The 13,102-nt window shown below is 66.2% G+C and carries 11 protein-coding genes; 7 read left to right on the forward strand and 4 right to left on the reverse strand.

Annotation, left to right across the window (positions count from 1 at the left end; all coding sequences use genetic code 11):
- Positions 1–227 precede the first annotated feature (227 nt).
- From E4662_RS15925 to E4662_RS15935, 3 genes are all read left to right on the forward strand, one after another.
- Entirely contained in the window at positions 228–1,634 is a 1,407-nt protein-coding gene (locus E4662_RS15925; protein WP_240705217.1) for a WecB/TagA/CpsF family glycosyltransferase, read from the forward strand.
- 120 nt (positions 1,635–1,754) lie between these two features.
- Complete coding sequence (locus E4662_RS15930) at positions 1,755–2,279, forward strand: putative pterin-binding protein (RefSeq protein ID WP_136442601.1); 525 nt, start codon at positions 1,755–1,757, stop codon at positions 2,277–2,279.
- The gene (locus E4662_RS15935; RefSeq protein ID WP_136442602.1) at positions 2,276–4,825 is read left to right on the forward strand and encodes an ATP-binding protein; all 2,550 of its coding nucleotides are present in this window, start codon (positions 2,276–2,278) and stop codon (positions 4,823–4,825) included. The genes E4662_RS15930 and E4662_RS15935 overlap by 4 nt, the downstream gene beginning before the upstream one ends.
- Here E4662_RS15935 and E4662_RS15940 read toward each other — a convergent pair whose 3' ends face one another.
- The gene (locus tag E4662_RS15940; RefSeq protein ID WP_420819270.1) at positions 4,826–6,064 is read right to left on the reverse strand and encodes a polysaccharide biosynthesis/export family protein; all 1,239 of its coding nucleotides are present in this window, start codon (positions 6,062–6,064) and stop codon (positions 4,826–4,828) included.
- Between the two features lie 179 nt (positions 6,065–6,243).
- On the opposite strand from E4662_RS15940, the gene E4662_RS15945 reads away from it, so the two are divergent.
- Genes E4662_RS15945 through E4662_RS15960 form a run of 4 tightly spaced genes read left to right on the forward strand, consistent with a single transcriptional unit; the run spans position 6,244 to position 10,402 of the window.
- Positions 6,244–7,482 carry an oligosaccharide flippase family protein gene (locus E4662_RS15945; RefSeq protein WP_240705218.1) on the forward strand — a complete coding sequence of 413 codons (1,239 nt, stop codon included), beginning with the start codon at positions 6,244–6,246 and terminating at the stop codon, positions 7,480–7,482.
- A 3-nt stretch (positions 7,483–7,485) separates the two neighbouring features.
- Positions 7,486–8,409, forward strand: a complete 924-nt coding sequence (locus tag E4662_RS15950) for a glycosyltransferase family 2 protein (protein ID WP_136442603.1) — start codon at positions 7,486–7,488, stop codon at positions 8,407–8,409.
- 12 nt (positions 8,410–8,421) lie between these two features.
- Positions 8,422–9,399: a glycosyltransferase family 2 protein gene (locus E4662_RS15955; protein WP_136442604.1), complete on the forward strand. Its 978-nt coding sequence runs from the start codon at positions 8,422–8,424 to the stop codon at positions 9,397–9,399.
- Positions 9,400–9,421: 22 nt separating this feature from the next.
- On the forward strand, positions 9,422–10,402 hold the full coding sequence (locus E4662_RS15960) for a glycosyltransferase (RefSeq protein ID WP_136442605.1): 981 nt from the start codon (positions 9,422–9,424) through the stop codon (positions 10,400–10,402).
- A gap of 153 nt (positions 10,403–10,555) precedes the next feature.
- Here the strand turns inward: E4662_RS15960 and E4662_RS15965 are convergent, their stop codons facing one another.
- The 3 genes from E4662_RS15965 to E4662_RS15975 all read right to left on the reverse strand — a co-directional run bounded on the left by E4662_RS15965 (position 10,556) and on the right by E4662_RS15975 (position 12,937).
- Positions 10,556–11,377: an SDR family oxidoreductase gene (locus E4662_RS15965; protein ID WP_136442606.1), complete on the reverse strand. Its 822-nt coding sequence runs from the start codon at positions 11,375–11,377 to the stop codon at positions 10,556–10,558.
- A 174-nt stretch (positions 11,378–11,551) separates the two neighbouring features.
- On the reverse strand, positions 11,552–11,809 hold the full coding sequence (locus E4662_RS15970; RefSeq protein ID WP_136442607.1) for a hypothetical protein: 258 nt from the start codon (positions 11,807–11,809) through the stop codon (positions 11,552–11,554).
- A 114-nt stretch (positions 11,810–11,923) separates the two neighbouring features.
- On the reverse strand, positions 11,924–12,937 hold the full coding sequence (locus E4662_RS15975; RefSeq protein WP_168798001.1) for an AraC family transcriptional regulator: 1,014 nt from the start codon (positions 12,935–12,937) through the stop codon (positions 11,924–11,926).
- Positions 12,938–13,102 lie beyond the last annotated feature (165 nt).

The following is a 13,102-nucleotide window of genomic DNA, read 5'->3' on the forward strand; positions in this document are numbered from 1 at the left end:
TCGGCGCGAGGGCCGGTGGAGTATTGTATTCCCTGATCTGAGGAAATCACGGGGAATAGCGTTTAGAAGTCCTACCCGTCCGGATAGGCCGTGCCAACTCGGGATTGGTTAAAATGACCGTCAGTCCGCAATCTGGTCCGACTGGCCCGGTCCCATCGCCAATGCGCCCGAGGCCCATCCGGGCGCGGAATTGATCGGAGGGCGGGGGGCGTCGCAGGAATAAGGGCATGTTTTTGCTGCCTGAAAGGTTCCTTGCCATGATCCCCCATGCTCTCGAAGACTTCCGCTCTGCCCGCCCTGTGTCCGCCATGCCGCTGCGCCCGGTGCTGGCCCTGCCGCTGGTGGATACCAACACCGGATCCGCGATCCGGGACATTCTGAACGGCGCGCGGCGCACGGTGTATTTCCTCAACGCCCACTGCGCCAACCTCAGGGCGCGGGATCGGGCCTATGCCGCAGCTTTGGCGCGGGCGAGCCATGTTCTGCCCGACGGAATCGGCGTCGAACTGGCCGCGCGGATGACCGGGGGCGGGTTGACGGAGAACCTCAACGGCACCGATTTCACCCCGGCATTGCTGCGCGAAGCGGCGGCGGCGGGTCAGACGGTCTACCTGTTTGGCGCAACACCCGGCACGGCCGAAGACGCGGCAGAAAAGCTTATGCGCGACATACCGGGGCTGCGCATCGTCGGCACGCGCGATGGCTACCAAGGCGCGCAGGATGAAGCGGCGGCGGTCGAGGCGATTAACCGCTCCGGTGCGGATATCGTGATTGTCGCCATGGGCGTGCCGCTGCAGGAAATGTGGATTGACCGCAACCGCGCGGCGCTGAATGCGCCGGTGGTCCTTGGGGTTGGCGCGCTGTTCGACTTCCTCGCAGGCAAGGTGAGCCGCGCGCCGGAATGGGTGCGCAAGATGAACCTCGAATGGCTGTGGCGGCTGCTGCAGGAGCCGCGCCGGCTCGCCAAACGCTACCTGATCGGCAATGCCACCTTCCTTGCGCGCGCCGGGGCTTTTGCGCTGCGGCAGGTGCAGCCCGAAGCGGCGGCGAAGCGCGCGTTTGACATGGTCGGCAGCGCGCTGCTGACGATCCTGCTGGCCCCGCTTTTGCTGCTGATCGCCGGGTTGATCCGGCTGGAAAGCCCGGGCGCCGCCTTGTTCCGGCAGGAGCGCGTGGGCCAGGATGGCAAGCCGTTCACCATTTTCAAGTTCCGCAGCATGTATCAGGACGCCGAGGCGCGGCTGGAGGCGGTGCGGGGCAGTTCTGACCGGGATGGCCTGTGTTTCAAGGCGCGGCGGGATCCGCGGGTGACGCGTCTGGGGCGTATCCTGCGGCGGACCTCGCTTGATGAGCTGCCGCAGATCCTGAACGTTCTGCGCGGCGAGATGTCCCTTGTCGGGCCGCGCCCGGCGCTGCCGTCCGAAGTGGCGCAATACCCCGCCGCCGCGCGCGAGCGGCTGAAGGCCCGCCCCGGCATCACCGGACTGTGGCAGGTGGCGGGCCGGGCGGATATTGGCTTTGACAAGATGATCGACATGGATCTGGCCTACGTGCGCTCACGCAGCCTGATCATGGACCTGCTCATCCTGTCCATGACCGCCCGCGCGGTGATCGGCGGGCGCGGCGCATACTGATTAAGGTTGTGCAATTTAGGCTAGCCTATCCTTATGGGTAGGCGCGCAATCCCGATGTCCGATACCCTGTATTCAGTCTTTCATGTCAGGTTATGATCCATGTTCACAGGAGATCTGCGTATGTTCCGCCTCGTCCAATCCGCCGCTGCCCTGGGTTTGCTTGCCGTTTGCCTGATCGCAGTCAGCCCTGCCCGTGCAGAGCCTCTGACCGCGCCAACAGGGCCCGTGCTGCTCACCGTCTCGGGTGCCATCGCGCACACCAACACCGAAGACGGACAGGCCGCCTTCGATCTGGAGATGCTGCGCGCGCTGGGAGCGGCTGACATCGTGACGGAGACAATCTGGACCCCGGATGAGAACCGCTTTACCGGGGTGCCGCTGGCGGCGCTGCTTGACCATGTGGGGGCCACCGGGACGTTGATCCAGGCCACGGCAATCAATGATTACAGCGTCGAAATCCCTGTGAGCGATGCGGACGGGGACGTCCCGATCATCGCCTACGCGATGGACGGCAACCCGATGTCGCGCCGGGGAAAAGGGCCGCTTTGGGTGATCTATCCGTTTTCCTCCGGTCCCGACTTTCAGACCGAGGTGATCTATTCGCGCAGCATCTGGCAGCTGGACAGGCTCACCATCACCGAATGAAACAACCCACCTTCATACGCGGGACCACCCGCGCCACACGCATCACGCTTGCCGGGATCGCCCTCGCCTTTCTTCTGGCGGTGGCGTTTCTCGTTTCAGAAGTGGTGCGCGAGTTCCGCTCGCTGCGCAGCGCCAACTCCGACAACACCCATTGGACGCTGAGCCAGGCGGAGGTGGAGTTCCTCGAATATCGCGCGGCGCTTGTGGCGGCGGGACTGCCCGGCGCGGATGCGGCGGCGCTGGATCATGCGGTGATCGAGTTCGATCTGTTCTACAGCCGCATCATCACCCTGTCGCAGGGCCAACTCTATGACGCGTTACGCGCCGAACCGGATTTCGGCGGCTCCGTTGCCGCGATCCTTGAAAAGCTCGACGCGGTCATCCCGGTGATTGACGGGCCGCGCGACGCCCTGCGCACGGCCCTGCCGGAGCTGGTCCGGGACGCGGAAGAGATCCGCCCGCTCCTGCGGCTGACCGCGACAACCGGGCTGGGCTATTTCGCAAAGCGGTCTGACGTGAGCCGGGAGTCCGTGGCCGAAACGCTGCTGCGGCTGGCGGCGCTGACCATCGTGATGCTGCTGGCACTGCTCTTTGCCATTGCGCGGCTGCGGCGCATCAGCCTGCAGGCGGCACGGCGCGGAGAAGAGCTTGCGGATGCCTATGCGCGGCTCAACACGATCCTCGACACCTCGCTTGATGCGGTGATCGTCTCGGACATGGGCGGGCGCATCCAGAGCTTCAATCCGGCGGCGGAGAAGATCTTTGGCCACCGGTTCTCCGATGTCTACGGGCGCAAGCTGGGCGATGTGATCATCCCCGATCACCTGCGCGCCGCCCACGACGCAGGCATGGAACGGATGCGCACCACGCAGGAGGCCAAGGTTGTCGGCCATGGCCGGGTGCGGCTCGAAGGCAAGCGGAGCAATGGCGAGGTTTTCCCGGTGGAACTGGCGCTGCAACAGGCCCGCGCTGGGGATCAGGATCTGGTGATCGGCTTTCTGCGCGACATCTCGCACCGGGTGGCCTCCGAGAACGAATTGATGGAAGCGCGCGACAAGGCGCTGGCCGGGGAGAAGGCAAAGTCCGAGTTCCTCGCCATGATGACCCATGAAATCCGCACGCCGCTCAATGGTCTGCTGGGCAATCTGGCCCTGCTCAAGAAAACGCAGCTGGATTCGGCGCAGTCGCACAACGTGCGCAGCATGGACATTTCCGGTGCGCTCTTGATGCATCACGTGGATGCGGTTCTGGACGTGGCGCGCTTTGAGGCCGGGGCGTCCGAGACGACCGAGGAGGTCGTGCATCTTGGCCGGGTGCTGCAGGATATCGTGGACTCGCAGGCGGGCGCGGCGGAGAAACGGGGCAACTCCATTCACTGGAGCTGGAGCGGCCCGGCGCTGGCCTGGGTAGCGATTGACGCCTCGCGGCTGGAACAGATCCTGCTCAACCTCGTGGGCAATGCGATCAAGTTCACCGGCGATGGCCGAATCCTGATCGAGCTGGAACAGATCGGGGAAGGCGTCGAGGAGGACGCGGCGGCGCGGCTGGTCGAAATCCGGGTGATCGACACCGGGATCGGCATTTCCGAAGACGAACAGCCCCGCATCTTCGACGATTTTCACACCGGCGCGCATCCGGCGAGCGGCACGGTCGACGGCCCCGGCGGGACCGGGCTGGGCCTTGGCATCGCAAGGCGTTTCGTACAGGCGATGGGCGGCGAAATGGGGGTGGAAAGCACGCCCGGCGAAGGCAGCGTCTTCTGGCTGCGGGTGCCGATGCGCCCGACGGAGGCACCGGCGGAGGCCGATCAGGGGCACACCGACGCGGATGATGTCGCGGATCAGCCGCCACGGGATGTGCTTCTGGTGGAGGACAATGAGATCAACCGCGATCTGGCCCGGCACATGCTGCGCGATCTGGGCCACCGGGTGACGGAGGCGCGCGACGGCGTGGAGGCGGTGCAGGCCGCGGGCAGCCAACGCTTTGATCTGATCCTGATGGACATTCGCATGCCGCGGATGGACGGGCTGGAGGCGACGCGGCACATTCGCAGCGGGCAAGGCCCCAACAGCGCCGTGCCGATTGTGGCGGTGTCGGCCAATGTTCTGCCCGAAGCGCGGGACAGGTTCCTTGCCGAAGGCATGTCCGGCTTTCTGCCCAAACCGCTGGAGCAGGACGATCTTGCCCGTGTCATTGCCCGGTTCACCGGCGATGCCCCCGTAGAGGACGCCCCGGCTGCCCCGCCGCCACCCGCAAAGCCGCCCCATCGAACAGGCAGCCCGACAGAGGTGCTGACAGCGCGCTATGTCGCGGAAGTGGAAACCTTTTTCGAGGCGGCAGAGACCGGGCATCTGCCCCTGCGCGAAATGGCCGAAGAGGCGCACAGGATTGCCGGGAGCGCAGCGGTGTTTGGCCAGAGCGTTCTGCGTACCGCCCTTGTCGAGGTAGAGGAGGCGGCGGAGCAGGGCGATCCGGAGGCGCTGGCCACCGCCATGGGCCGCGCCCGCGCCGCCTGGCGGGCGGCGCCGGCACCGACTCTGGACTGATCACCGCAGCAGCAGCCCTGCCCCCACAACGGTGCCAACCATGCGGCCAATCTCGGTCAGGTTGGTCATGCGGCTGTCGTAGCAGGCGATGGAATCGCCGGGCAGCACGTAGGGGTCATAGTCGTCGCGGTCCGGGCGGCGCAGCTGGTCTTCGATCTTGCGCTCGATCACAATCGACACGCCGGTCATCGGATCGCGGGTGAACAGGACGGCAGAGCGATGGGCGCTGCTGGCGCGGGCGCCGCCAACGCAGTTGGTGTCGACCACCGCCTGCATGAAGCGCGTGCCATAGGGCACCTCGCGCACCTCGCGCCCGATGGCTGACAGTGCGTTGCCCGTGGCCGGTTGCGTCAGGTTCGACATGTAGAGCGATACGCCCGGCGGGCTGATCGGGCCGGGGCGCATCAGGTCGTCCTGGAAGCACATGCGCGTGGGCACGACAATCTCGTCGCCCGCAAGCAGAACGATATCAACCGCGTGACGCCCTTCGAAGACGCCGCGCACGTCGAGCACATGGCGGTGGCCCGCGCGGTGCAACTCGATGCGCGTCAGATCCGCGTCCGGGCGCACGCCGCCCGCAGCACGCAGGGCGGTCGACAGGTTGCGGCCTTCGGTGGATGCCCCGAGCGCGCCCTGACGGGCCCGGTCGATGTCACTTCCCGAACGCAGGCCCACCTCCACCGCGTGCGGCTCGAACACCGCGCCGGAGACGGCGACATTGACGCTGGCCATGTCCACAAGCCGGACGGAGATGCGCGGCTCGGCATCATAAAACCCCCCGTCCCGCAGCAGCCGCGAGAGATCCCGTTCGATATCGGCAGTGCGGCGGCCCTGCGCCTTGATCGGCGGCAGGAAAGGCAGTTTCAGAAAGCCATCGCGGGAAATGACATATTCGGCGTTGAAGGTCTCGTCCTGCCCGACGCGCACATCCAGAAGATCGTCGCGTGTGAGGCGCTCGCCCTGCAGCGCGGAAGGGATCAGCCCGCCGCCCTTGCCATCCTCGGCGCGCAAGCCCCCGCCACCCTGGCAGGCTTCGGCGTTGATGCGCGGGGCGACCAGGTGCGCGGTGTCGGCGCGGCGGGGCGGATCGCGGTACTGCGCCTGATAGCCGCCGCCGGTGGCCACCGGTGCGATGTTTTTCGGATTGGGCGCGTGGCCGCATCCGGCCATGAGCGACAGACAAAGCACGGCAGGCAGGGCGCGGGCGGGTTTGGATCGGGACATACAGACACCTTTCATGAACATAGATCCTTGATAACGCAGCGCGATTTGCGGGGCATCTGCGGGGGCGGATGGGTGACCTACCCGGTCGGATAGGCGATGGGACAAAGGCGGCGCGGGCCGCTCCGGCCGCGTGCATGACAGGCCGGGGCGGCGGAGATTAGCAATGAAGGCACACAACAAGGACTGTTTTACCCGTGCCCCAATCGCCGCAAAGATCCCCCTCTTTCCTGAGCCACCTGCTCGCCTATGGCGCGTCCGAGGCCGCGACCAAGCTGTCGCGTCTCGGCGTTGTGCTGGTGGTGGCCCGGACTCTGGATCTTGCGGAAATCGGCCTCGCTGCAGCGGCGCTGGCCACCGGGGACCTCTTGAAATCACTCACGGAAAACGGCGTTGGCCAGCGCCTTGTTGCGGCCCCGAAGGCCAGCCTCCCCCAAGCCTGCAACCGCGCGCATCGCATCAATTGGATCTGGTGCCTTGGACTTTTCGCGGTGCAGGCCGCGCTGGCCTTCGGGATTTTCCTGACAACCGGGAAGAGCACGCTGGCGCTGCTGATCCTCGTGCTGGCGGGGGAATACCTGTTTATGCCCGGCGGGCTGGTCTCCTGCGGGCTGGCGCTTCGGGCGGGCAAGCTGAAACAGACCGCCGCCATCGCAGGCACACAGGCAGTTTCGGCTAATATGCTGTCGATTGCGCTGGCCTTTGTCTGGCCCTCTGCCCTTGTGCTGGTGCTGCCGCGCCTGCTGACCGCGCCGATCTGGCTCATTGCCATGCGCCGCCTGCATCCGTGGCGGCCCGATCCGGCAGCGGGTCATGCGCCTGTGCAGGATTTCACCCGGTTTGGCGGGCCTGTTCTGGGCACCGAGGTGGTCAAGACCGCGCGGCTGCACGGCGACAAGCTGATTGTTGGCGCGCTGCTCGGGCCGGAGATGCTCGGCGCGTATTTCATGGCCTTCAATGCCGGGCTGAGCCTTGCCACGTCGTTTTCCATGGCCTTTGCCGCCGTGCTTTTCCCGCATCTGTGCACGGCTGAGAGCCGCTCGGATGCGCTGCGCCAGAGCATGACGCTCTCGCTCGCCATCATCACGCCGGTTGTTGTGCTGCAGGCGCTGCTCGCGCCGTGGTATGTGCCGCTGCTTCTGGGCGCGGATCATGCGGGGCTGGCAGAGCCGGTGGCGATCCTGTGCCTCGTGGCGATCCCGACGATGCTCTGGACGGCCACGGCGGGCTGGCTCCGGGCCGAGGGGCGCACCGGGCGCGAGCTGATCAGCACGGTCTGGCTGACCGCCGCTCTGATGCTTTCGACCACGCTGGCCGCACCGCTGGGGCTGACCGCGCTGGCCTGGGCCTATCTTGCCACGGCCTGCGTGATGATGCCCGTCCTGTCGCGCCCAGCCCTGCGCCTGTCCTTTCCCAATGTGTTCAAGGGAGCCTGACCCATGGCCCTGATTTCCGTCGTCATCCCGGTTTATAACGCGGGCAAGACCCTGCCCGACACGATCCGCGCGCTGCAGGCGCAGAGCTGGACGCGGTGGGAGGCGTTTCTGGTCGATGATGGCTCCATTGATGCCAGCGTCTCTACCGCGATTGCCTTCGCCGCGCAGGACAACCGGATCAAGGCGGTGGCCAATCCCGGCAAAGGCCCGAGCGCGGCGCGCAATCATGGCGCGATGGCGCTGGCGCGCGGCGATGTGGTCAGCTTTTGCGATGCGGATGACCTGTGGTGCCCGGACAAGCTCAAGGAGGTGGCCGAGGCCATCCTCGGCGGCGACGCAGATGCGGTGTTCGGGCGCGTCGGTTTCTTTTCCGGCGATCCGCGCCAGATCACCAGCCGATCCAGCGTGCCGGACGGGCCGGTGACAATCCCGATGCTGCTGGCGGAAAACCCGGTGTGCACCATGTCGAACCTGTCCTTGCGGCGCGATGTGTTTGCCGGACTTGGCGGGCTGCGGGCGGATATGGTTCACAACGAAGACCTTGATTTCCTAGTCACTCTCGTGGGGTCCGGCGCGCGGCTCGAAGGCTTGCAAAGCGATCACGTGCTCTACCGGCAAAGCCCGGAAGGGCTGTCCTCGGATCTGGGCGCGATGCGTCAAAGCCGGGCCGAGGTGATCCGCACCGCGCAGCGCTTTGCCCACGATCCGACCTCGGAAGCGGAGGCGCGCTATCTGCGCTATCTCGCCCGCCGCGCCATGCGGTTGAACCACGACACGCAGGAAGTGCAGGCGCTGGTGCGCGAAGGGCTGCGCGAGGATGCGCAGAGCTTTCTCACGCCGGTCCGGCGCGGCGTGCCCACGGCTCTCGGCGGGCTGGCCTATCCCTTTTTGCCGCGCGCGCTGCGCCGGTTCTTCTTCAAACGGTAAAGGAGTGTTCCCATGCCCTATGCATCCATCGTTGTCCCGGCCTTCAATGCCAGCGCCACCCTGCCCGACACGCTGCTGTCGCTGCGCTCGCAGACGTTCCGGGACATGGAGATCGTTGTGGTTGATGACGGCTCCACCGATGAAACCGCCGCTTTGGTTACACAGCTGGCCCGCGAGGACGGGCGGATCCGACTGGTCTCTCAGGGCAATCGCGGGCTTGCGGGCGCGCGCAACTCCGGCATTCACGCGGCCCTCGGCGAGATCGTCGGGTTTTGCGACGCGGATGATCTGTGGATGCCGGAAAAGCTGGCCGCGCATGTGGAGCACCTCGCCCGTGCGCCGCATGTCGGGCTGAGCTATTCGGGCTCGGCACTGATCAATGACGCGGGCGACCGCATCGGCCACGCGCAGCGCCCGCGCCTGCGCCGGGTGCGCGCGCGGCATGTGCTCACACGCAATCCGGTGGGCAACGGGTCGGCCCCGGTGCTGCGGCGGGCGGCGCTGGAGGCGCTGCGCTACCGGCCGCATTACGAGACGGAGCGGGACTGGGTATTCGACGAAACCTTTCGCCAGTCCGAGGACATCGAGTGCTGGCTGCGGCTCTGCGTGACCACCGATTGGAGCCTTGAGGGCGTGCCGGGGCTGCTGACCGAATACCGGCTGAGCGCGGGCGGGCTGTCGGCGCGCACCGAGGCGCAGCTGGCATCCTGGGAGCGTATGGTCGAGAAACTTCGGCCCGAGGCCCCGGCGCTTTTCGCGGCTCATGAAGAGGCCGCGCGCGCCTATCAGCTGCGCTACCTCGCCCGCCGGGCCATCACCGGCGGCGACGGCGCGGCGGCGCAGGATTATCTGCGGCGGGCCTTTGCCTGCTCGTCCCGGCCCCTGTTCGAAGAACCGCTGCGCACCGGTGTGACCGCCGCCGCAGCCCTGCTCATTGCCCGCTTTGGCACCGCCCCACTCGACATGGCGCGCAGCCTGCGCCGTCTGTGATTTGTTTCTGAGGAGACCTGTTATGCCCCTTCCCCTTGTTCTGCACCTGATTGACGACACCACGCCCGGCGGCGTGATGCGGGTGATCGACTTTCTGACCACCAGCCCCGCCATGAGCGCCTTTGCCCGCCATCAGGTGATGCGGGTGAGCCGAGGCGCGGCCCTGCCCGCCTGCCGTGCCGATGTGATCGTCTCGCATCTGACGGTGAACTGGCGCGCGCTGCCCCGGCTGATCGCCTTTCGCGCGCGCCACGCGCATCTGCCGCTGGTCCATGTGGAGCACAGCTATACCGAAAGCTTCACGGCGCAGAATGTTCCGGGCAAAGGGCGGTTCTTTGCCCTGCTGCGCACGGCTTATGCGCTGTTTGACCGGGTGGTCGCGGTGAGCGACGCGCAGGGCGACTGGCTGCGGAGCCGGGGGCTGGTGCGCGCATCCGCGCTGCGGGTCATCTCTTCGACGGTGGATTTGTCAGGGTTCCATGCACTGCCTGCGCCGCGTGGCCGGGCGCGGGTGATCGGCGGGATCGGACGGCTGCACCGGCAGAAAGGCTTTGACGTGCTGATCAACGCCTTCCGGGCGCTGCCCGGCGCGGAACTGGAGCTGCATCTCTATGGCGAAGGACCGGAAAAGGCTGCCTTGCAAGCGCTCGCCGGGGACGATCCGCGCATCTTCTTTGCCGGGCATACCGACGATCCCGAAACCGCGATGCGGGCGGTGGATGTGGTGGCCATGCCCTCGCGTTGGGAAGCTTTCGGGCTGGTCGCCCTGGAGACACGGGCCGCCGGGCGCAGGCTGATTTGCGCACAGGTGGACGGGCTGCGGGACAGCGGCGATGGCGGGCTTTTTGTGCGCGGGCACCGGACAGAGGACTGGACGGCGGCGCTTCTGGCCACGCTGGCCTCTGCCCCGCCTCCGCGTCTTGCCCCCGGTGCGGACAGCGCCGCAGCGGACTGGCAGGCCATGATCGCCGAGCTAAACTGCGCTGAGGCCGCGGCGGCCTGAAATCAAGGTTTGCGGGCTACAGGCTCAGGCGAATGGCGCAGACAAAAGCCAGTTGGTCGAGATAAGAGCCCGCCACCCAGATCGTGTTTTTATGCGCCATTTCAAGACCTTTCATGGACCGGACGGGGAAGATACCCCCGCCCGGGAAACCCGTTACGCCGCACCGAGGCCAAGCTGGGCCTTGAGACCGCCGATGAAGGTGGCGTCGTCCAGCGCCTTGCGGTTGCTCAGCAACTCCTCCGCATCGGCCCCCGCGCGGTAGCGCAGCGTGTCGGTGCCATCGGTCACGGCGGACCAGATCACTTCCCCCACCACGATCGGCTCGGAGGCCTGCACGTTCTGACCCCACGCGCCAAAGAGCGCCTGAACCACCGGCTGGTATTCGGTCATGCTTTCGTCATTGGTGAAATCGAACGAGCGCCCGCCAAAGTCCGTTGCGATCATGCCCGGCTCGACAATCTTGGTCCTGATGCCGGCGGCGGCCAGTTCGAAGTGCATCGATTCCGAAATGCCTTCGACGGCAAATTTGGTGCCATGATAGAGCGCGCCGAGCGGGAAGGTCATCTGCCCGCCAATGGACGAGATATTGACGATTGTCCCCGTTCCGTTGCCGCGCATATGCGGCAGCACGGCCTTGGTTGTGGCGATCAGGCCAATCACATTGGTCTCGAACTGACGGCGGATCTTGTCCATCGGGAAGGCTTCAAGCGGGCCATAGGCGCCATAGCCTGCGTTGTTGAGCAGCGCGTCGATGCGGCCAAACCGGTCGAGCCCGGCGGCAACGGCGGCAGCGATGGACGCCTCGTCCGTGACGTCGAGCCGGGTGACAAGCACGTTGTCCAGCGCGGTCAGTTCGGTCTCTTTTTCCGGGCTGCGCATGGTGGCGATGACGTTCCAGCCGCGCTCCTGAAAGAGTTTGGCGGTGACTTTGCCGATGCCCGAAGAGGCGCCGGTGATGAGGATGGTCTGTGCCATGAAATGTCCTTTCTCGGTTACCTTTGAAAGTTAAGGAAGCGGTCCGGCGCGCTCAATTTCGAGACGCGCCAAACGTGTCGCGGATCGTGCCAAAACGGCGATCAGAAGTCCTTGCCGCGCAGCCCGTCGAGCACCATCTGCCCCGCCAGCTTTGCAAACTTGCCCCAGCTTTGATCAACCGAGAAGCGCGAGGCGGCGCAGGCCCATCCACGTGGTGCCCATGGCGTTGACCGTGGTTGCGATGCCCTCGGCCCGGGAGACGGCCTCGGCCCCGGCGAGCCCGTTCTTCATCGCCGCATCGGTGCGGCCCAGCTCTTCGGCGTGGGTCAGCAGATTGTCCTGCAGCGTCTTGATCAGGGCGAGCCGCTCTGCCGCGCCGGTTGCGGCCCAGGCTTGCGGGTCAAGGGAGTCGTATGCTGTCTGCGCATCCATCGCGGTATCCTCTCGTGCATCTGTGTTGCTTTGAGAGGTGTGCGCTTTGCCCCGCGCGGTTAATCGCGAGGCGCGCCAATGGAGTTGCAAAGCGCGCCAATCCCCATGGCGGCGTCAGTTGAGGCGCGGCGGCGTGGCGTCCGAGCCTGTGGCGCGGTACTCGCCCGGCGTTGTGCCGGTCCAGCCCTGAAAGGCGCGGAAGAAAGACGACGTTTCGCGAAACCCGAGCAGGTAGGAGATTTCCGGCAGGCTCAGGCCGCTGTCCTTGAGGTAACGGTCCGACATCTCGAAGCGGGTTTCGTTCAGAAGCTCCTGAAAACTCGTGCCTTCTTCGCTCAGTCGCCGTTGCAGGCTGCGTTTGGAGACGTTGAGCCGCCGGGCCATGTCATCCACGGAGGTTGCCCCGCCGGGCAGAGCCTCTGTCAGCACCCGCTTGATGCGGCCTGCCATGGTGGCGGTGCCGGTGCGCTCTTCGAGTTGCTGGGCGAACCCCGGCTCCAGCGTCTCCCAAAGCGAGGGGCTGCGGGTGATCAGCGGCCGGTCCGCATCCTCCGGCGCAATGGTCAGGCTGACCACACCGGCGGTTTTTGGGGGCCGGCCAAGATAGGCGAGGCTCTGAGCATCCAGCGCAAGCGGCGCGGCCAGCGTGGTGGCGATGGGCGTGACGCTTGAGCCGGTAAAGGTGCGCGCGCATTCGGTGATGTAGAGCAGTTCGAACAACCCCATGCTGGGCGCCATGGACAGGCCCGGCTCCGATGGGCGCATCGAGAGCGTCAGCCCCGCTTCGCCGCGCGTGACCTCCATTTTCAAAGGGCCAATCAACGGCTTGAAGTCAGCCAGACGCGCCAGCCCCAGCGCCAGCGTCTCGGCGCAGGAAAAGGCAAAGATCGGCGGGATGAACGGCCCGTGTGCATAGGCCATGGCCAGTGTCATCGCGATGTCCGGGCGGTCCGCCTCGGCGCACATGGCGTCCCAGAAGCGGAAGAACTGCTCGGCCCCGACGGTGATCTCGGGCTCGGACAGCAAGGCCGGGGACAGACCAACCCGGCGCAGAACCTTCTCCGGGTCCACCCCAAGCAAGGCGCCCATCTGTTTGAGATAGTCGCCGACCGGATACCGCGTTGCCATGCTGTGTCTCCTGTGTGTTGCGCCCCTCTGATATGCGCCGGACCGCGCCGGGCTTTCCAGACAAAGGCGCGGCATTGGCACGATTTGCCAGCAGATTGGCACGCCCCGACAATATCGCGGCCCGCCGGTTTTGATAGCCTGTTCCGACAGCGAACAGAGAGGCAG

This window comes from Pacificoceanicola onchidii (genome assembly GCF_004804335.1).
GTDB classification, from domain to species: Bacteria; Pseudomonadota; Alphaproteobacteria; order Rhodobacterales; family Rhodobacteraceae; genus Pacificoceanicola; species Pacificoceanicola onchidii.

Excerpts from the sequence above, each read along its gene's own strand:
- E4662_RS15935 (WP_136442602.1), top strand. The coding sequence starts at position 2,276 with ATGAAACAACCCACCTTCATACGCGGGACCACCCGCGCCACACGCATC.
- E4662_RS15955 (WP_136442604.1), top strand. The coding sequence starts at position 8,422 with ATGCCCTATGCATCCATCGTTGTCCCGGCCTTCAATGCCAGCGCCACC.
- E4662_RS15940 (WP_420819270.1), bottom strand. The coding sequence starts at position 6,064 with ATGAAAGGTGTCTGTATGTCCCGATCCAAACCCGCCCGCGCCCTGCCT.
- E4662_RS15930 (WP_136442601.1), top strand. The coding sequence starts at position 1,755 with ATGTTCCGCCTCGTCCAATCCGCCGCTGCCCTGGGTTTGCTTGCCGTT.
- E4662_RS15970 (WP_136442607.1), bottom strand. The coding sequence starts at position 11,809 with ATGGATGCGCAGACAGCATACGACTCCCTTGACCCGCAAGCCTGGGCC.
- E4662_RS15965 (WP_136442606.1), bottom strand. The coding sequence starts at position 11,377 with ATGGCACAGACCATCCTCATCACCGGCGCCTCTTCGGGCATCGGCAAA.
- E4662_RS15960 (WP_136442605.1), top strand. The coding sequence starts at position 9,422 with ATGCCCCTTCCCCTTGTTCTGCACCTGATTGACGACACCACGCCCGGC.
- E4662_RS15975 (WP_168798001.1), bottom strand. The coding sequence starts at position 12,937 with ATGGCAACGCGGTATCCGGTCGGCGACTATCTCAAACAGATGGGCGCC.
- E4662_RS15950 (WP_136442603.1), top strand. The coding sequence starts at position 7,486 with ATGGCCCTGATTTCCGTCGTCATCCCGGTTTATAACGCGGGCAAGACC.
- E4662_RS15925 (WP_240705217.1), top strand. The coding sequence starts at position 228 with ATGTTTTTGCTGCCTGAAAGGTTCCTTGCCATGATCCCCCATGCTCTC.